At 73.5% G+C, this 19,035-nt stretch carries 17 protein-coding genes; 11 read left to right on the top strand and 6 right to left on the bottom strand.

Going from position 1 to position 19,035, the window contains the following annotated elements:
* Positions 1-84: 84 nt before the first annotated feature.
* Complete coding sequence (locus ABZ457_RS14950) at positions 85-549, bottom strand: SRPBCC family protein (protein WP_359157825.1); 465 nt, start codon at positions 547-549, stop codon at positions 85-87.
* A 96-nt stretch (positions 550-645) separates the two neighbouring features.
* The gene (locus ABZ457_RS14945; protein WP_359157823.1) at positions 646-1,959 is read right to left on the bottom strand and encodes a diaminopimelate decarboxylase; all 1,314 of its coding nucleotides are present in this window, start codon (positions 1,957-1,959) and stop codon (positions 646-648) included.
* Positions 1,960-2,098: 139 nt separating this feature from the next.
* Between ABZ457_RS14945 and hutU the strand changes: the two genes are divergently transcribed.
* From hutU to hutI, 4 genes are read left to right on the top strand one after another with little or no spacing between them, the layout of a single operon-like run.
* Positions 2,099-3,823 carry a urocanate hydratase gene (gene hutU, locus ABZ457_RS14940; protein ID WP_359157821.1) on the top strand — a complete coding sequence of 575 codons (1,725 nt, stop codon included), beginning with the start codon at positions 2,099-2,101 and terminating at the stop codon, positions 3,821-3,823.
* 17 nt (positions 3,824-3,840) lie between these two features.
* Positions 3,841-5,031, top strand: a complete 1,191-nt coding sequence (locus tag ABZ457_RS14935) for an allantoate amidohydrolase (protein ID WP_359157980.1) — start codon at positions 3,841-3,843, stop codon at positions 5,029-5,031.
* Entirely contained in the window at positions 5,022-6,359 is a 1,338-nt protein-coding gene (locus ABZ457_RS14930) for a formimidoylglutamate deiminase (protein ID WP_359157819.1), read from the top strand. The genes ABZ457_RS14935 and ABZ457_RS14930 overlap by 10 nt, the downstream gene beginning before the upstream one ends.
* Positions 6,360-6,406: 47 nt before the next feature.
* Positions 6,407-7,582, top strand: a complete 1,176-nt coding sequence (gene hutI / locus ABZ457_RS14925) for an imidazolonepropionase (RefSeq protein WP_359157817.1) — start codon at positions 6,407-6,409, stop codon at positions 7,580-7,582.
* Between the two features lie 210 nt (positions 7,583-7,792).
* Here the strand turns inward: hutI and ABZ457_RS14920 are convergent, their stop codons facing one another.
* On the bottom strand, positions 7,793-8,698 hold the full coding sequence (locus tag ABZ457_RS14920; protein WP_359157815.1) for an NmrA family NAD(P)-binding protein: 906 nt from the start codon (positions 8,696-8,698) through the stop codon (positions 7,793-7,795).
* A gap of 222 nt (positions 8,699-8,920) precedes the next feature.
* On the bottom strand, positions 8,921-9,919 hold the full coding sequence (locus ABZ457_RS14915; RefSeq protein WP_359157978.1) for an RNA polymerase sigma factor SigF: 999 nt from the start codon (positions 9,917-9,919) through the stop codon (positions 8,921-8,923).
* 293 nt (positions 9,920-10,212) lie between these two features.
* Between ABZ457_RS14915 and ABZ457_RS14910 the strand changes: the two genes are divergently transcribed.
* Positions 10,213-10,581 (top strand): STAS domain-containing protein, encoded by a 369-nt coding sequence (locus tag ABZ457_RS14910; protein ID WP_359157813.1) that lies wholly within the window; start codon positions 10,213-10,215, stop codon positions 10,579-10,581.
* 182 nt (positions 10,582-10,763) lie between these two features.
* Positions 10,764-11,267 (top strand): ATP-binding protein, encoded by a 504-nt coding sequence (locus ABZ457_RS14905; RefSeq protein ID WP_359157811.1) that lies wholly within the window; start codon positions 10,764-10,766, stop codon positions 11,265-11,267.
* A 106-nt stretch (positions 11,268-11,373) separates the two neighbouring features.
* Here ABZ457_RS14905 and ABZ457_RS14900 read toward each other — a convergent pair whose 3' ends face one another.
* Positions 11,374-12,879, bottom strand: a complete 1,506-nt coding sequence (locus ABZ457_RS14900) for a peptide MFS transporter (protein ID WP_359157809.1) — start codon at positions 12,877-12,879, stop codon at positions 11,374-11,376.
* A 503-nt stretch (positions 12,880-13,382) separates the two neighbouring features.
* On the opposite strand from ABZ457_RS14900, the gene ABZ457_RS14895 reads away from it, so the two are divergent.
* Positions 13,383-14,060 carry a response regulator transcription factor gene (locus ABZ457_RS14895; RefSeq protein ID WP_359157806.1) on the top strand — a complete coding sequence of 226 codons (678 nt, stop codon included), beginning with the start codon at positions 13,383-13,385 and terminating at the stop codon, positions 14,058-14,060.
* A gap of 12 nt (positions 14,061-14,072) precedes the next feature.
* A complete protein-coding gene (locus ABZ457_RS14890; protein WP_359157804.1) occupies positions 14,073-15,338 on the top strand; it encodes an ATP-binding protein in 1,266 nt (421 codons plus the stop codon).
* A gap of 43 nt (positions 15,339-15,381) precedes the next feature.
* On the opposite strand, the gene ABZ457_RS14885 is transcribed toward ABZ457_RS14890, so the two are convergent.
* A complete protein-coding gene (locus ABZ457_RS14885; protein ID WP_359157977.1) occupies positions 15,382-15,903 on the bottom strand; it encodes a GtrA family protein in 522 nt (173 codons plus the stop codon).
* Positions 15,904-16,078: 175 nt separating this feature from the next.
* Here ABZ457_RS14885 and ABZ457_RS14880 point away from each other — a divergent pair, with 175 nt between their 5' ends.
* The 3 genes from ABZ457_RS14880 to ABZ457_RS14870 are packed head-to-tail and all read left to right on the top strand — an operon-like array spanning position 16,079 to position 18,970.
* Complete coding sequence (locus ABZ457_RS14880; protein WP_359157802.1) at positions 16,079-17,218, top strand: 5-(carboxyamino)imidazole ribonucleotide synthase; 1,140 nt, start codon at positions 16,079-16,081, stop codon at positions 17,216-17,218.
* The gene (gene purE, locus ABZ457_RS14875) at positions 17,215-17,736 is read left to right on the top strand and encodes a 5-(carboxyamino)imidazole ribonucleotide mutase (protein WP_359157799.1); all 522 of its coding nucleotides are present in this window, start codon (positions 17,215-17,217) and stop codon (positions 17,734-17,736) included. Before ABZ457_RS14880 ends, purE begins: the two co-directional genes overlap by 4 nt.
* Before the next feature lie 22 nt (positions 17,737-17,758).
* Positions 17,759-18,970, top strand: a complete 1,212-nt coding sequence (locus ABZ457_RS14870; RefSeq protein WP_359157797.1) for a dipeptidase — start codon at positions 17,759-17,761, stop codon at positions 18,968-18,970.
* Positions 18,971-19,035: the final 65 nt, after the last annotated feature.

The raw sequence follows: 19,035 nt of genomic DNA, 5'->3' as shown, positions 1-19,035 counted from the left end.
GGCCGTCTGCCCGGGCGGGGGGAGGGTGATGCACGGAGGGCGGTACGGGGGCGCGGGGGCCGGGCGCGGGGCGGGCCGGGCGGCTCAGTGGCGGCCGGCCTCCACCGCCGCCGCCACGTCCGCCAGGTCCTGCGACATGCCCTTGCGCACCGCGCGCGCCGCGACCGGCGCGAGGAGCCGTGCCAGGGCCCCCTTGGCGCCCGTGGGGAGACGGGCGGAGAAGGTCATCCGCACCGTGGTCGCCTCCGGGCCGGCGGTGAGCAGGCGCAGCTCGGAGACGTAGTGGCTGCCGTGCGACTCGGCCTCCACCACATAGCGCTCGGGCGGCTCGCTGGCCGTCACCCACATCTCCTCGGTGGCCTCCTTGCCCAGCATCCGCCGGGTCTCCCGCCACCGGGTGCCGACGTCGAAGCCGCCGGGGGTGAGCACCTCGATCCGTTCCACGCCGGTGAGGGTGTCCTCCCAGCCGCTCAGGTCGGTCAGCGCCTCCCACACGGGCCCGGGGGGTGCCTGGATCAGCCGCTCGACGACGACTGTGCTGGTAGTCATGGATCCATGGAACCACCGGGGTACGACAGCCGCCCCCGGTCCACTCCCGGTCCAGTTCCGGCGCGGGCCCCGTCCCCGCCCCGCCGGGCCCGGTGCTCAGCCCAGGAGGGCGTCCCGGTGCGCCGCCCCCGCCTCCGCCGCGATCGACGCCCGGGACTGGGCCTCGCGCACGGTCCGGAAGGTGATCCCGTCCGGCCCGGCGGTCCAGCCGTGCACGGCGACCCGGGGCAGGCTGTTGTAGCCGTAGTGGCTGGCGAAGTAGTACGCGCCGGTGTCCAGGGCGGCGACCACGTCCCCCTGCTCCAGCGGCGGCAGGGCCCGCCGCTCGGCGATCAGGTCGCCCGCGAAGCAGGCCGGCCCGGCCACGTCCTGCTCCACCGGCGGCCCGGTGCGCGGCAGGCCATCGGCGTCGTACGCGAGGATGCGCAGCGGCCAGGACGCAGGGTCGTAGACGGTGCGGGTGGCGACCTGCACCCCGGCGTGGGTGACCGCGATGGGGCGGCCGCCGGAGGTCTTGGCGTACTCGACCCGGGCGAGGACGAGGCCGTGCTTGGCGACCAGGGAGCGGCCGAACTCGGTCACGAGGCCGAAGCTCCCGTCGAACAGCCCGGGGACCTCCTCGGCGAGGCGCCGGGCGTACTCGTGGTGGGTGGGGGTGTGCTCGTCGGAGGCGAAGTTGACCGGCAGGCCGCCGCCGATGTCGAGGGTGTCGATCCGCCGGTGCGCGGCGGCGGCGTTGATCTCCTCGGCGAGGGCGTGCACGGCCCGCACCCCGTCCGCCATGCGGCTCAGGGAGACCCCCTGGGAGCCGGAGTGGATGTGCAGCCGGGTCACCCACGGCCGGTCCAGGACGGCGCGGACGAGGGCGGCCCGGGCTCCCGGGTCGCCGAGCGCGAAACCGAACTTGGAGGTCGCGGTCGCCGTCGACAGGGCGCCGATCGAGCCCCCGCCGACCTGGGGGTTGACCCGCAGCCCGATCGGCGAGGCGGAGGGCGCGGCGGTCAGCAGGGCGTCCAGGCGGGCGAGTTCCTGCGCGTTGTCGGCGTTGACGGCGACGCCCAGGGCCAGGGCCTCGCGCAGTTCGGCGGTGGTCTTGGCGGGGGAGTCCAGCACGATCCGTTCCGGCGGCAGCCCGGCGGCCCGGGCCAGCTCCAGCTCACCGGGGCTCGCGACCTCCGCGCCGATGCCCTCGGCGGCCAGCAGGGCGAGCACCGGGACCAGCGGGGACGCCTTGACGGCGAAGGCGTGCAGCACGGGCGCGTCGGTGACGGCGGCGAACGCCTCCCGCAGCCCGGCCGCCGAGGCGCGCACCCCGGCCACGTCGACCAGGGCGGTCACGGGCTGCTCGTCGCTGAGGAGTCCCTGTTCCACGGCGGCGCGGACGGCCCGGTCCCGGAGCTCTGGAGTCATGCCCGCCAGCCAATCATCCGGCCCGGGGGCCCGCAGGGGCGCCCGGGTGGTTGACTAGAAGTATTCAGCTCGTCAGGATGTGAATATCCAGTTCAACACGCAGTCGTCGAGTTCCGACGAGTTCCGAGGAGGCACTGCCATGTCAGGACCCCGCCCCGTACGGGCCCCGCGCGGTACGGACCTGAGCGCCCTGGGATGGCAGCAGGAAGCCGCCCTGCGCATGCTCCAGAACAACCTCGACCCCGAGGTCGCCGAGCACCCGGACAAGCTCGTGGTCTACGGCGGCACCGGCAAGGCCGCCCGTGACTGGCGCTCCTTCGACGCCATGGTGCGCACCCTGCGCACGCTGAAGCAGGACGAGACGATGCTCGTCCAGTCCGGCCGCCCGGTCGGCGTGATGCAGACCCACGAGTGGGCCCCGCGCGTCCTGATCGCCAACTCCAACCTGGTCGGCGACTGGGCGAACTGGGAGGAGTTCCGGCGCCTGGAGCAGCTCGGACTCACCATGTACGGCCAGATGACGGCCGGTTCCTGGATCTACATCGGCACCCAGGGCATCCTCCAGGGCACCTACGAGACCTTCGCCGCCGTCGCCGCCAAGAAGTTCGGCGGCACCCTCGCGGGGACCATCACCCTCACCGCCGGGCTCGGCGGCATGGGCGGCGCCCAGCCGCTCGCCGTCACCATGAACGACGGCGTCGCCCTCTGTATCGACTGCGACCCGCGCGCCATCGAGCGCCGGATCGAGCACCGCTACCTCGATGTGCGGGCCGACTCCCTCGAAGAGGCCCTGCGCCTCGCGGTCGAGGCCCGGGACGCCCGCCGCCCGCTCTCCATCGGCCTGCTGGGCAACGCGGCCGAGCTGCTGCCCCGGATGCTCGCCGAGGGCGCGCCGGTCGACATCGTCACCGACCAGACCAGCGCCCACGACCCCCTCGCCTACCTCCCCCTCGGCATGGACTTCGACGAGATGGCGGACGCGGCCGCCAAGGACCCGGCGGGCTTCACCAGCCGCGCCCGGGAGTCCATGGCCCGCCATGTCGAGGCCATGGTCGGCTTCATGGACGCGGGGGCCGAGGTCTTCGACTACGGCAACTCCATCCGGGGCGAGGCGCGACTCGCGGGCTACGAGCGGGCCTTCGCCTTCCCCGGCTTCGTCCCCGCCTACATCCGGCCGCTGTTCTGCGAGGGGAAGGGCCCGTTCCGCTGGGCCGCCCTCTCCGGGGACCCGGCCGACATCGCGAAGACCGACAAGGCGATCCTCGACCTGTTCCCGGAGAACGAATCCCTCGCCCGCTGGATCAGGATGGCCGGCGAGCGGGTCCACTTCCAGGGCCTGCCCGCCCGGATCTGCTGGCTCGGCTACGGCGAGCGCGACAAGGCAGGCGAGCGCTTCAACGACATGGTCGCCGGCGGCGAACTGGCCGCCCCGCTGGCCATCGGCCGCGACCACCTGGACTGCGGCTCGGTCGCCTCCCCGTACCGCGAGACCGAGGCCATGCTCGACGGCTCCGACGCCATCGCCGACTGGCCCCTGCTCAACGCCATGGTCAACGTCGCCTCCGGCGCCTCCTGGGTCTCCCTCCACCACGGCGGCGGCGTCGGCATGGGCCGCTCGATTCACGCCGGGCAGGTCTCCGTCGCCGACGGCACCGCGCTGGCGGGGGAGAAGATCCGCCGGGTCCTCACCAACGACCCGGGCATGGGCGTGATCCGCCATGTGGACGCGGGCTACGACACCGCCGAGACGGTCGCGGCGGACAAGGGCGTCCGGGTGCCCATGCGCGAGGACGGCGACACCGGGCGCGAAGGTGCCGGGGCGGCCGGGAGCGCCGCCGGGTCCGCCGGGGGCGAGGGCGCGTGAGCACCTCCTTCCACGGCATGTGGGCGGATCTCGCCCCCCTCGGCCGCCACCCGGAGTCCGGCGGCTACCGCCGCTACGCCTGGACCGGCGCGGACGCCGAGTGCCGCGCCTGGTTCCGTGCCGAGGCCGAGTCCCGGGGCCTCGCCGTCGAGACCGACCGCAACGGCAACCAGTGGGCATGGCTGGGCGACCCGGCCGCCGGGGACGCCGTCGTCACCGGCTCCCATCTGGACTCGGTGCCGGACGGCGGCGCCTTCGACGGCCCCCTCGGCGTCGTCTCCGCCTTCGCCGCGCTCGACGAACTCCGCGACAGGGGTGCGGAGTTCGCGCGACCGTTCGGCATCGTCAACTTCGGTGACGAGGAGGGGGCGCGGTTCGGGCTCGCCTGCGTCGGCTCCCGGCTCGCCGCCGGGCAGCTCACCCGGGAGGCCGCGTACGAACTGCGCGACGCGGACGGGATCAGCCTGCCCGAGGCGATGGAGGCCGCCGGGTACGACCCGTCCGCCATCGGCGCCGACCCCGAACGCCTCGGCCGCATCGGCGCGTTCGTGGAACTCCACGTCGAGCAGGGCCGGGCCCTGGACCTGAGCGGGGACGCGGTCGGCATCGCGAGCGCCATCTGGCCGCACGGCCGCTGGCGCTTCGACTTCCGGGGCGAGGCCAACCACGCGGGCACCACCCGGCTCGTGGACCGGCGGGACCCGATGCCGACCTACGCGGAGACCGTCCTCGCCGCCCGCCGCGAGGCCGAACTCGCGGGCGCGGTCGCCACCTTCGGCAAGGTGGCGGTCGAACCCAACGGCGTCAACGCGATCCCGTCCCTGGTGCGCGGCTGGCTGGACTCCCGCGCCCCCGACCAGGCCGCGCTGGACACCGTGGTCGCCGCCGTGGAGCGCGCCGCGCGGGAGCGGGCCGAGCGGGACGGGGTGGAGCTGGCCGTGGTCCGCGAGTCGTTCACCCCCGTCATCGAGTTCGGGCACGCCCTCCGCGACGAGCTGGACAAGCTGCTCGGCGGGGCGGTGCCGGTCCTCGGCACGGGCGCGGGACACGACGCCGGAATCCTCTCCGGCACCGTCCCGACCGCCATGCTGTTCGTGCGCAACCCCACCGGCGTCTCCCACTCCCCGGCCGAACACGCCCGGGAGGACGACTGCGTGGCCGGGGTCCGCGCGCTCGCCGACGTACTGGAGGGCATGGCGTGCAGGTGACCACGTACTGGCTGGAGCACGCCTGGCTCGGCGACCACGTCGAGCCGGGCGTCGCCCTGGAGGTCTCCGGCGGCCGGATCACCGCCGTGCGCACCGGGGCGGAGGCGCCCCCGCCCGGCGCGGCGGTGCTGCGCGGGCTGACCCTCCCCGGGCTCGCCAACGCGCACTCGCACGCCTTCCACCGGGCCCTGCGCGGCACGGTCCAGGTCGGCAGCGGCACCTTCTGGACCTGGCGCGAGGTCATGTACCAGGTCGCCTCCCGGCTCACCCCGGACAGCTACTTCGCCCTGGCGCGGGCGGTGTACGCGGAGATGGCCCTCGCCGGGATCACGGCTGTCGGCGAGTTCCACTACGTCCACCACGCGCCCGGCGGCACCCGTTACGCCGACCCCAACGCCATGGGGGAGGCGCTGATCGCGGCCGCCGCCGAGGCGGGGGTCCGGATCACCCTGCTGGACACCGCGTACCTCTCCTCCGGTTTCGGCGCGGCCCCCGACCACCACCAGCTCCGCTTCTCCGACGGCACCGCCGAGGCGTGGGCCGAGCGGGTCTCCCTGCTCAAGGGGAGCGACCACGTCCGGATCGGCGCGGCGATCCACTCCGTGCGGGCCGTCCCCGCCGACCAGCTCACCACCGTCGCCGAGTGGGCCGCCGGGCGGGGCGCGCCGCTGCACGTCCACCTCTCCGAGCAGACCGCCGAGAACGACGCCTGCCTCGCCGCGCACGGCCGCACCCCGGCGGCCCTCCTCGCCGACCACGGCGTCCTCGGGCCGCGCACCACCGGCGTCCACAACACCCACCTCACGGACGCGGACATCGCCCTGATCGGCGGCTCCGGCACCGGCACCTGCATGTGCCCGACCACCGAACGCGACCTCGCCGACGGCATCGGGCCCGCGCCCGCGCTGCACGCCGCCGGGTCGCCGCTCTCCCTGGGCAGCGACAGCCACGCGGTGATCGACCTCTTCGAGGAGGCGCGCGCGATGGAGCTGAACGAGCGGCTGCGCAGCCGCACCCGGGGCCACTGGACGGCCGCCGCGCTGCTGCGGGCGGCCTCCGAGGACGGGCACGCGGCCCTCGGGCGGGCCGACGCGGGGGTGCTGGAGCCGGGGATGCTCGCCGACTTCACCACCGTCGCGCTGGACTCCGTGCGCACCGCCGGGCCGGTGCCGCGTCTCGGCGCGGAGACCGCGGTGTTCGCGGCGACGGCCGCCGATGTGCGGGACGTGGTGGTGGGCGGCGAGCGGATCGTCCGCGACGGCGTCCACACCCGTGTCCCGGACGCGGCCCGCGCGCTCGCCGGGGCGGTGGCCGCGCTGCGGTCCTGACGCGCCGCGAGGCCCCTCCCGCTCCTGAACCGACCCCGGAAGGACCCATGACCACCACCCTCGTCACCGGCATCCGCAGCCTCGTCACCAACGACCCGGCCCTCGGCGACGGCAGCCCGCTCGGCCTGATCGAGGACGCTGCCCTCGTCGTCGACCAGTCCGGGCACATCGCCTGGGCCGGACCGGCGGCCGCGGCCCCCGACGCCGACGTGCGCCACGACGCGGGCGGGCGGGCCTGCGTCCCCGGCTTCGTCGACTCCCACTCCCACCTGGTCTTCGCCGGGGACCGGACCGCCGAGTTCCACGCGCGGATGTCCGGGCGGGCGTACTCGGCGGGCGGCATCCGCACCACCGTCGCGGCCACCCGCGCGGCGAGCGACGACGCGCTGGAGGCCAACCTCGTCCACCACCTCACCGAGGCGCTGCGCCAGGGCACCACCACCTTCGAGACCAAGTCCGGCTACGGGCTGACCACCGAGGACGAGGCCCGGGCCCTGCGCATCGCCGCCCGGCACACGGAGGAGGTCACCTACCTCGGCGCGCACATCGTCTCCCCGGACTTCGCGGACGACCCGGCGGGCTATGTCGCCCTGGTCACCGGCGAGATGCTGGACGCCTGCGCCCCGTACGCGCGCTGGGTGGACGTCTTCTGCGAGAAGGGCGCGTTCGACGGGGACCAGGCGCGGGCCGTCCTCACGGCGGGCAAGGCGAAGGGCCTGATCCCGCGGGTGCACGCCAACCAGCTCTCGTACGGGCCGGGGGTGCAGCTGGCCGTCGAGCTGGACGCCGCCTCCGCCGACCACTGCACCCATCTGACCGACGCGGACGTGGACGCCCTCGCCCACAGCTCCACGGTCGCCACGCTGCTCCCGGGCGCGGAGTTCTCCACCCGCGCCGAGTGGCCGGACGCGCGCCGGCTGCTGGACGCGGGCGCGACGGTCGCCCTCTCCACGGACTGCAACCCGGGCTCCTCGTACACCTCGTCGATGGCCTTCTGCATCGCCCTGGCGGTACGGGACATGGGCATGACCCCCGACGAGGCCCTGTGGTCCGCGACGGCGGGCGGCGCGGCGGCCCTCCGCCGCACCGACATCGGCCGCCTCTCCCCGGGCGCCCGCGCCGACTTCATCCTCCTCGCCGCCCCGAGCCACGTCCACCTCGCCTACCGCCCGGGCGTCCCCCTCACGTCGGAAGTCTGGCGCGAGGGCCGCCGGGCCGCCTGACGGCGGCGCGCTTGTGGGGGCGGGCCCGGGCCCGCCGCTGCGCACGCGGGTGTGCCCGGCCCGTTCCGGGCCATGCGCGGGGGCCCGTGCCGGTCCGCCTGCGGCTGGCGTTCCGGGGGCCGTCGCGCTCAGGGGCGCCTGCGGCAGTGGCGGCCGACGTCGCCGGGTGCGGGCCGGGGCCGCATGTGGTGGTCCCGGGCGGGCCGGGTCTCAGGGGAGCAGGTGGGCCAGGCTGCGTGGGTGGGTCGTCAGGTAGGCGTGCAGGGACTGGGCGGGGTGGCCCGTGAGGCGGGGGATCGTGTCGGAGACGAGGGCCATTTCGCCTGCCGCGATGGCCTCGTAGGAGGTCACCCAGCCGGTGACCTCCCACTCCTGCGCGCCGTAGCCGGCGCGTGAGGCGTACGCCTCCTCGCGGGACTCGGGGAGGTAGCGGATCGTCCGGCCGGTCACGCGGCTGAGTTCGGCCGCCGCCTCGGTGAGGGAGAAGGCCGTCGGGCCGGTCAGGTCGTACACCGCCCGTTCGTGCGCGCCGTGTTCGTCGAGCAGGACGGCCGTCGCCGCGTCCGCGATGTCGTCGTGCGCCACGGCGGCGACCCGTCCCCGGCCGGCCGGGCCGCGCAGGACCCCGTCCGCGCCCGTCATCGCCGGGATCGCGGCCAGGTAGAGGTTGTCCCGCAGGAAGGTGCGCCGCAGGCCGGTCGACCGGATGTACTGCTCGGTGTGGAAGTGGTCGCGCGCGAAGGTGAACGTGGCATCGGGGGCCGCGCCCGTGAACGAGACGTACACGATCCGCTCCACACCCGCCGCGACCGCCGCGTCCACCGCCGTGCGGTGCTCCGCGACCCGGTCGCGGGACTCGCGCGCCGAGACCAGGAAGAGCGTCGTCGCGCCGTCCAGGGCCCGCCGCATCGCCTCGCCGTCGCCGTCGCCGTAGGCCGCGGGCGGGGCCGCGACCGCGCCCGGCAGTTCGGGCAGCCGGGCCGGGTCCCGGCCCAGCAGCCGGACCGCGGCGCCCGCGGCGGCGAGCCGGCGGGCCACCCGCCCGCCGACCCGGCCGCCGGCTCCGGTGACTGCGATGACGGGTGGCGCGGCCGGCACGGCGGACATGGCGGACATGGCGGGTCCTCTCGGGTGGGTGAGCGGGAGGGCATGACGGGAGGGCATGAGTGGAGGGGCCCAGTCTCCCGGGCGCGCGCCCGGTACGGCCGCAGACATGCGCAGGGCCCGTTCCGGCGTGGAACGGGCCCTTGCGGGTGCTTCCCGGGCGGCACCGCCCGGTCCGGCCGCCGCGCGGCTCACCAGCGGTTCACCAGCGCGCGGTTCACCGCCGCGCACGGCTCACTGCTCGGCGGTGAGCCCCTTGCGCAGCTTCACCAGCGTCCGCGTCAGCAGACGCGAGACGTGCATCTGCGAGATGCCCAGCTCCTCGCCGATCTCGGACTGCGTCATATTGGCCACGAAGCGCAACGACAGGATCGTGCGGTCGCGCGGCGCCAGGCTCGCGATCATCGGCTTCAGGGACTCGATGTACTCGATGCCCTCGATGCCGTGGTCCTCGTAGCCGATGCGGTCGGCCAGCGCGCTCTCGCCGTCGTCGTCCTCGGGCTGCGCGTCCAGCGAGCTGGCGGTGTACGCGTTGCTCGCCGCCATGCCCTCCAGGACCTCGTCCCGGGGGATGCCGAGGTGTCCGGCCAGCTCGTCGACGGTCGGGGCGCGGTCCAGGCGCTGGGACAGCTCGTCGCCCGCCTTGGCGAGATCCAGGCGCAGTTCCTGGAGCCGGCGCGGCACCCGCACCGACCAGGAGGTGTCCCGGAAGAAGCGCTTGATCTCGCCGATGATGGTCGGCATCGCGAAGGTCGGGAACTCGACGCCCCGGCTGAGCTCGAAGCGGTCGATCGCCTTGATGAGGCCGATCGTGCCGACCTGGACGATGTCCTCCATCGGCTCGCTGCGGGTCCGGAACCGGGACGCGGCGAACTTGACCAGGGCGAGGTTCAGCTCGATCAGGGTGTTGCGTACGTACGCGTGCTCGTGGGTGCCCTCTTCCAGGGCGGCGAGCCGGTCGAAGAGGGTCCGGGACAGGGCCCGCGCGTCGACCGCGCTGAGCTCGCCGGCCGCCGGAATCTCGGGCAGGCCCTCCAGGCCCTCGGGGGCGGGGTCCTGCGGGGCCAGGTCCTGCGGACCGGTCGCGTCCGCCTCGGCGGCGGCCTCCGCGGCCTCCGCCGCCTCCGCGCCGGCGTGGCGCCGCGGGCCCGGGACGGGTTCGTGGCCCGGGACGGTTTCGTGGATTGCCGACGGCGCGGTGGGGGTACGCGGTTCGTCGAGCCGGGGTGACATGGTGTCCTCCATCGTTCTCGGCGTATGGCTGCCGATGCCGTGCATGCTGCTGCGGTGAGCGGCGCCTCCAAAGCCGGCCGTGTCGGTTGTGTCTTTACTAGCCCTATCGGTTCGGTGGGACCGATCGCAAGTGGCTAATGTCCGGTATGTGTGTATTGTTGGCTGGTTCGACTACCCGTGGAACCGGCGAAGGCGTAATGTTCGGCGGGTGTCGTTCCCTTGCCCGCCGCGAGGGATGTGACATGTGGCATGACGGTGGATGAGCAGCGACGACACGGCGAAGAGGGACGGGCATGGACCGCGAGACGGTCGGCAGCGTGAACCGGGGCCGACTTCAGGTCGAGGTTCGGGCCGAGGGGCGCAGCGAGATTGTGCGGCCGGCGGGTGAGTTGGATCACCACACGGCCGAGCTGCTGCGTGTCCCCTTGGACGAGGCGATCGACCGTGGCCGGGTACGGCTGGTGGTCGACTGCTCCGCGCTCGAGTTCTGCGACTCCACCGGGCTCAATGTCCTGCTGGGTGCCCGGCTCCGTGCCGAGGCCGGCGGAGGAGGGGTCCATCTGGCCGGGATGCAGCCCGTGGTGGCGAGGGTCTTCGAGATCACCGGAGCGGACGCGGTCTTCACCGTGCACGACTCCCTGGAAGCGGCCCTGGCCGACTGAACCGGCCCTCCCTCCTGTTGCACGTTTCACGCGGGCAACGGCGACCTCGTGGGTGTTGTCCCGATTCGACCGGGCAGGAGAACCCCACGGCACGTACGACGTCCGGGAACCACCCGTGCGCCACCGTGCGTACTCCATCAATGTGAACTGGTGAATCGGTGAATCGGTGAGGTGAAGCGCTGATGAGCACCACCCGGCAGCAGCCGCCGGGCGACCTCGGCCCCGAGCCGGGGAGCGCGGGCGCGGCACCCGCCGTATCCGCCCCGGCAGCGGCGGGCGGCACGACGCGCCGCCTCACGCTGCGCAACGCGAGCGGCATCGTCCCGATGGCCCGCGACTTCACCCGGCAGGCCCTGTACGACTGGGGCTGGCTGCCTGCCGCCACCGCCGACCGCCGAGCCGCCGCCGAGGACGTCCTGCTGGTCGTCTCCGAGCTGGTGACCAACGCCTGCCTGCACGCCGAGGGCCCGGAAGAACTCCGCATCGCCACCGACGGCAAGGTCCTCCGCCTGGAGGTCACCGACGACGGCAACGGCCAGCCCGCACCCCGCACCCCGCACCGCGCGGGCCGCCCGGGCGGCCACGGCATGTTCATCGTCCAGCGCCTCTGCCTCGACTGGGGCGTCCTGCGCGCCCCGGACTCCCCGGGCAAGACGGTCTGGGCCGAACTGGCGGCCCCCGCCTAGTTCCTGACGCAGACGCAGACGCAGACGCAGACGCAGACGGCGAAGGCCGCCGCACCGTTTCCGGTGCGGCGGCCTTCGCCGTCTGAAGCCGTGCGCGGGGACGTCGTCAGTGGACGTCGCCCATCAGCGCGCGGATCCTGCGGCCCGCCATCATGAACGCCAGGCCCGTGGCCACCGCGATGACCGCCCAGAGGGAGTAGTACAGGGCGTCGCCCAGCGGGGCGTTGAGCTTGGTGGTCCAGCCGTTGAGGGCGTTGCCCGTCGCCGTGGCGAGGAACCACAGGCCCATGATCTGGCCGACGAACTGCTTCGGCGCCAGCTTGGTGGAGAGGGAGAGGCCGACCGGCGAGAGGCACATCTCACCGATGGTCTGGACGAGGTAGACGCTCAGCAGCCAGAAGACCGTGACCTTGCCGGTCTCGCTGTTCGCGGCGGCGGCGCCGGCGAGGCCCATGATGGCGAAGGAGCCGCCGATGAGGAGCATCGCCAGCGCGAACTTCATCGGGGTGCTGGGTTCGCGGTTGCGCTTGGCCAGGGCGACCCACAGGGCCGCGAAGACGGGCGCCAGGACGATGACCATGGCCGGGTTGACCGACTGGTACCAGGACGCCGGGAACTCCCAGCCGCCGATCATGCGGTCGGTCTTGCCGTCGGCGAACAGGGTGAGCAGCGAACCGGACTGGTCGTAGATCATCCAGAACAGCACGGCCGTGGCGAAGAACCACGCGAACGCCTGGATCTTCGGGCGGTCCGCGGCCGACAGGCCCGGGTTGCGGTACATCGCGACGAAGTAGACGACCGGCACGACGATGCCGAGGACCGCGAGCACGTTCACGATGTGCTCGATGTCGTAGGTGCCGAGGGCGATGTCCACCGCCAGCGCGGCCACCGCGATGCCGCCCCACAGCAGCACCTTGCGCAGCACCTTGCGCTTCTCCTCCGGCGAGGCCGGGGTGCCGGGCTCCTTGCCGACGTCGCCGAGGTGGCGGCCGCCGAGGACGTACTGCACGACGGCCAGCGTCATGCCGACACCGGCGACGGCGAAGCCGAGGTGCCAGTTGACGTTCTCACCGAGGTAGCCGACGATCAGCGGCGCGGCCATGCCGCCGATGTTGATCGCCATGTAGAAGAGGGTGAAGCCCGCGTCGCGGCGCGCGCTCGGCTGGCCCTCGTAGAGGCCGCCGACCATCGCGGAGATGTTGGGCTTCAGCAGGCCGGTACCGGCGGCGATGAGCGCCAGACCGGCGAAGAACGCGGCGTCCGACGGGATCGCCAGCGTGTAGTGGCCGAGGGCGATGACGATGCCGCCGACGAGGACGGCCTTGCGCGCGCCCCACAGCCGGTCGGCGATCCAGCCGCCGGGCATCGCGGCCATGTAGACGACCGCGTTGTAGACGCCGTAGATCGAGGCGGCCAGCGCCTCACGGCCCGCCAGCGGGCCGTCGAGAACGCCCGCGACCAGGTAGAGCACGAGGATGGCGCGCATCCCGTACCAGGAGAAGCGCTCCCACATCTCCGTCATGAAGAGCGTGGCCATACCGCGGGGGTGGCCGAAGAAGGTCTTCTCGGAGCCAGGGGTGCCGGCCGAGTCCTTCGTCAGGCTGGACGCCATGTCGATCCTTGTTCGTGTCGGGACGCGCCGCCTTGTGAGCGGTGGTGCGCCCGGTGGGGGCAGCCGGCACCGGGGGCGGGCCGCGCGCCCACGCCTGAGGGCGTCCCCGGCGAGCGGGAAACGGGCGACGTCACACCCCGGGATCCACACCCCGCGCACGTCCTCGCGCACAGGGCCCGGCCCACAGGTCATTCACTTCTGGTGCGCCGCACGGCGTCGGTCGGGGCCAACCCCGCGCAGCAAAGGGACCTTTGGTGCACTCGCGTGCCAAAGGCCCCAGGACGCTACTTCAGGCGTCTCGCCACCATACGCCACGACACTGCCGCATATGGAAGGACTTGAGAGATGGATCACAGGTAAAGACGGAACCAACTGCCCTGAATCGAAGGTCATCACCAGGATGCCACCTCTGAGTGGCAGGTAACGCCAGGAAGCGCACGTCCCGGGTCATGGGCCTCTCCGTCCCGCCCCGGCGTCCCGCCATGCGGACTACCATCAGGTTCATGACGCGTGTACTGCTCGCCGAGGACGACGCATCCATCTCCGAGCCCCTCGCCCGCGCCCTGCGCCGTGAGGGCTACGAGGTGGAGGTGCGCGAGGACGGGCCCGCGGCCCTCGACGCCGGACTCGCGGGCGGCATCGACCTCGTCGTCCTGGACCTCGGGCTGCCGGGCATGGACGGCCTGGAGGTCGCCCGGCGGCTGCGCGCCGACGGCCACACCGTCCCGATCCTGGTGCTGACCGCCCGCGCCGACGAGGTGGACACCGTCGTCGGCCTCGACGCCGGCGCCGACGACTACGTCACCAAGCCCTTCCGGCTCGCCGAACTCCTCGCCCGCGTCCGGGCCCTGCTCCGCCGCGGCGCCACCGAGCCGGCGCCCGCGCCCGCCACCCACGGCGTCCGGATCGACGTCGAGTCGCACCGTGCCTGGATGGGCGACGAGGAGCTCCAGCTCACCGCCAAGGAGTTCGACCTGCTGCGGGTCCTGGTCCGGGACGCGGGCCGGGTCGTCACCCGCGACCAGCTGATGCGCGAGGTCTGGGACACCACCTGGTGGTCCTCCACCAAGACCCTCGACATGCACATCTCCTGGCTCCGCAAGAAACTCGGCGACGACGCGGCCAACCCCCGCTACATCGCCACCGTGCGCGGCGTGGGCTTCCGCTTCGAGAAGTCCTGATACGCAGGAGACATGCGCCGCCGTCTGATCAACTCCACGCTCGCCGTGGTGCTCGTCGTCATCGCCGTCTTCGGCGTCTCCCTCGTCCTGGTGGAGACACGCACCATCAGCAGCAGCGCCCAGGAGAGCGTGGAGTCCGAGGCGCTGCGGCTCGCGAGCATCGTGGACTCCCGGCTGGTGGGCGGCGAGCCGGTGAACCCCGACATCATCGCCCAGCAGGGCGACATCACCCGGTACGCCGAGATCCGCATCCCCGGCCGCGCGCCCATCGAGATCGGCAAGCGCCCCACCGGCAGTGTGATCCGGGCCACCGAACAGGGCGAGCAGGGCACCGACATCGTGGTCGAGGAGTCCCGCTCGGCCGTCACCCGCGAGGTCGGCAGGTCGCTGCTGATCATCGGCGCGGTGGCGCTGGTCGCCGTGGTCGCCGCCGTACTCCTCGCCGTCCGCCAGGCCAACCGCCTCGCCTCCCCGCTCACCGACCTCGCCGAGACCGCCGAACGCCTCGGCTCCGGCGACCCGCGCCCCCGCCACCGCCGCTACGGGGTGCCCGAACTGGACCGTGTCGCCGATGTCCTCGACGCGAGCGCCGAGCGGATCGCCCGGATGCTCACCGCCGAACGCCGCCTCGCCGCGGACGCCTCCCACCAGCTCCGCACCCCGCTCACCGCGCTGTCGATGCGGCTGGAGGAGATCACCCTCACCGACGACCCGGAGAACGTGAAGGAGGAGGCGAGCATCGCCCTGACCCAGGTCGAACGCCTCACCGACGTGGTGCAGCGGCTGCTCACCAACTCCCGGGACCCCCGGATCGGCTCCGCCGTCTCCTTCGACCTCGACGAGGTGGTCAAGCAGCAGCTGGAGGAGTGGCGTCCCGCCTACCGCAGCGCCGGGCGGGCCGTGGTGCACTCCGGCAGGCGCGGGATGCGCGCGGTCGGCACCCCCGGCGCGGTCGCCCAGGTCCTCGCCGCGCTGATCGAGAACTCCCTGATGCACGGCGGCGGGACGGTCGCGGTCCGCACCCGGGTCACCGGCAACCAGGCGGTCGTGGAGGTCACCGACGAGGGCCCCGGCGTCCCCGCCCACCTCGGCGCGCGGATCTTCGAACGCACCATCAGCGGCCGCAACTCCACCGGTATCGGCCTCGCGGTCGCCCGGGACCTCGCCGAGGCGGACGGGGGCCGGCTCGAACTCCTCCAGCAGCACCCGCCGGTCTTCGCCCTCTTCCTCAGCCGGTCACCGCGCGAGCGGGGCGAGGAGAAGCCCACGGTCCGGTGAACCGGCGCCCCGCCGTCCGGTGAGACGCGGGCCCCGCGGTGCCTCAGCGGCGCCCGGCGGGCGTCTGCCGTGTCCCGTGCGCCCCGCGCTGCTCCAGGAACGATTCCGCCTGCTGCACCGCCTCCCGCGCGGGCAGCGCCCGGAACACCCACGTCCGGTACGACCAGAAGCGGAAGAGGGTCGCCACCGCGATGCCCAGGAACTTGAAGATGTTGCTCTGCAGCGGGGTGTCCCAGCCGAAGCCGTAGGTCGCCGCGTACAGGACGCCGTTCTCGATCACCAGGCCCGCCGCGCTGAACAGCAGGAAGAGGCTCAGCTCCCGAGTCCGGCCGCTCTTGTCCCGGTCCCGGTAGGTGAAGTAGCGGAAGCCGACGTAGTTGAACGCGATGGCCACCACGGTCGCCAGCACCGAGGCGCGCACCACCTGGAGGTCCGTCGTGTGCCGGAGCAGGTTGAAGACGCCCAGGTTGACCAGGAGGCCCGCACCGCCGACCGCGCCGAACTTGGCGACCTCGCGGGCGAGCCGCCGCAGCCGCCCGCCCGGTCCTCCGCCTCGTTGGCTCATGGTGGGTGTCCAGCCTCGTCCGTCGGCGGCGTCGAGCGGCAGTGTCGACACCGCCATGCTAACCAGCGCCTCCCCGCGTCGCCCGGGAGTCACGGGGCGCATGTGACGCCCGCTACACCGCTTGTCGGAACATACGGCGAACGGGGGCGCCCCGGTCGGCGGATACCCTGAAGGGGTGACGTTCCCGGTAGTCGGCATGGTCGGCGGCGGTCAGCTCGCCCGTATGACCCACGAGGCGGGCATCCCCCTCGGCCTGAAGTTCAAGCTCCTCAGTGACACGCCCCAGGACTCGGCGGCCCAGGTCGTCGGCGACATCGTCGTCGGCGACTACCGCGACCTGGAGACCCTGCGCGCCTTCGCGCGCGGCTGCGATGTGATCACCTTCGACCACGAGCATGTGCCCATCGAGCACCTGCGCGCCCTGGAGGCCGACGGCATCCCCGTCCGCCCCGGCCCGGACGCCCTGCGGCACGCCCAGGACAAGGGCGTGATGCGCGAGCGGCTCACCGAGCTGGGCGCCCCCTGCCCCCGGCACCGCATCGTGGCCGACCCGGCCGACGCGGCCGCCTTCGCCGAGGAGGTCGGCGGCTTCCCCGTCATCCTCAAGACCGTGCGCGGCGGCTACGACGGCAAGGGCGTGTGGTTCGTGCGCTCCCAGGCCGACGCCGAGGCCCCGTTCAAAGCCGGGGTGCCGGTCCTCGCCGAGGAGAAGGTCGACTTCGTGCGCGAGCTCGCCGCGAACGTCGTCCGCTCCCCGCACGGCCAGGCCGTCGCCTACCCGGTCGTCGAGTCCCGGCAGGTCGACGGCGTCTGCGACACCGTGATCGCGCCCGCCCCCGGACTCAGCGAGGAGCTGGCCGGCCGGGCACAGGAGCTGGCCCTGCGGATCGCCCGCGAACTGGACGTGACCGGCCACCTCGCCGTCGAGCTGTTCGAGACCACCGACGGCCGCATCCTCGTCAACGAACTCGCGATGCGCCCCCACAACTCCGGCCACTGGACCCAGGACGGCGCGATCACCTCGCAGTTCGCCAACCACGTCCGGGCCGTCCTGGACCTGCCGCTGGGGGACCCGCGTCCCCGCGCCCCGTGGACCGTGATGTGCAATGTCCTGGGCGGCGACTACCCGGACATGTACCAGGCGTATCTGCACTGCATGGCCCGCGACCCGCAGCTCAAGATCCACATGTACGGCAAGGACGTGAAGCCCGGCCGCAAGGTCGGCCACGTCAACACCTACGGCGACGACCTCGACGACGTGCTGGAGCGCGCCCGTCACGCCGCCAGCTATCTGCGAGGGACGATCACCGAATGAGCGCTGTCGTCGCCATTGTCATGGGCTCGGACTCCGACTGGCCCGTCATGGAGCTCGCCGCCCAGGCCCTCGACGAGTTCGAGATCGACTACGAGGTCGACGTCGTCTCCGCCCACCGCATGCCCCGCGAGATGATCGCCTACGGCGAGGAGGCGGCCGGCCGGGGCCTCAAGGCGATCATCGCGGGCGCCGGGGGAGCGGCCCATCTGCCGGGCATGCTCGCCTCCGTCACCCCGCTGCCCGTGATCGGCGTGCCCGTCCCGCTGAAGTACCTGGACGGCATGGACTCCCTGCTCTCCATCGTGCAGATGCCCGCCGGGGTCCCGGTGGCCACCGTCTCGGTCGGCGGCGCGCGCAACGCCGGGCTCCTCGCGGCCCGCATCCTCGCCACCCAGGACCCGGACCTGATGACCCGGATGACCGAGTTCCAGCAGGAACTGAACGACCAGGCGACCGAGAAGGGCAAGCGGCTGCGCACCAAGGTCGCCGGCGCCGACTCGTTCGGCTTCGGCGGCTGACGGCGTGGGCATGCAAGACCCCATGACGTCCCCCACGGATCTTCTGCCCCGGGCGCTCGACCTGCTCGCCGCCCACCCCGTCGTCGACGGCCACAACGACCTGCCCTGGGCGCTGCGCCAGCACGTCCGGTACGACCTGGACCGCCTGGACATCGCCGGCGACCAGACCGGCCGGCTGCACACCGACCTCCCCCGGCTGCGGGCCGGCGGGGTGGGCGCGCAGTTCTGGTCCGTGTACGTGCGCAGCGACTTCGCCGGCGACGAGGCGGTCAGCGCGACCCTGGAGCAGATCGACGCCGTCGACCAGCTCCTCACCCGCTACCCGGCGGACCTCGCGCGCGCCCTGACCGCCGAGGACATGGAGATCGCGCGCGGCGAGGGCCGGATCGCCTCCCTGATGGGCGCCGAGGGCGGCCACTCGATCAACAACTCCCTGGCCACCCTGCGCGCCCTGTACGCGCTGGGCGTGCGCTATATGACCCTCACGCACAACGACAACATCGCCTGGGCGGACTCCGCGACGGACGAGCCCCGGGTCGGCGGGCTCTCCCCGTTCGGCCGCGAGGTGGTGCGCGAGATGAACCGCCTCGGCATGCTCGTCGACCTCTCGCACGTGGCCGCGACCACGATGCGCGACGCGCTGGAGGCCACCGTCGCGCCGGTGATCTTCTCGCACTCCTCGGCCCGCGCGGTCTGCGACCACCCGCGCAACGTCCCCGACGACGTGTTGGCCCAGCTGCCCGCCAACGGAGGCGTCGCGATGGCCACCTTCGTGCCCAAGTTCATCCTCCCCGCGGCCGTGGACTGGACCCGGGCGGCCGACGAGAACATGCGCGCCCATGGACTGCACCCGCTGGAGACCACGCCGGAGGCGATGAAGATCCACGAGGCGTTCGAGGCGGCGAACCCCCGGCCGGCCGCGACCGCGGCGACGGTCGCCGACCACCTGGACCATATGCGGGAGGTCGCCGGGATCGACCACATCGGCATCGGCGGCGACTTCGACGGCACGGCGTTCACCCCGTCCGGTCTGGACGATGTCGCGGGCTACCCCAACCTGGTCGCCGAACTGCTCCACCGCGGCTGGTCGGACGCCGACCTGGCCAAGCTGACCTGGCAGAACGCGGTCCGGGTGCTGCGCGCGGCGGAGGACGTGGCGCGGGACCTCCAGTCGGTCCGGGGCCCGTCGAACGCGACGATCGACGGGCTCGACGGGCTCGACGAGGAGGGCTGAGGGGCGGACTGGCGGCGGGGACGGCTCCCGGTGGGCCGTTCGGGGCGCCCCCCGAACGGCCCACC

This window comes from Streptomyces sp. NPDC005805 (genome assembly GCF_040630445.1).
Lineage (GTDB): Bacteria > Actinomycetota > Actinomycetes > Streptomycetales > Streptomycetaceae > Streptomyces.
The sequence above is the reverse complement of the archived record's forward strand: the minus strand, read 5'-3'. Positions and strand labels throughout refer to the sequence as shown.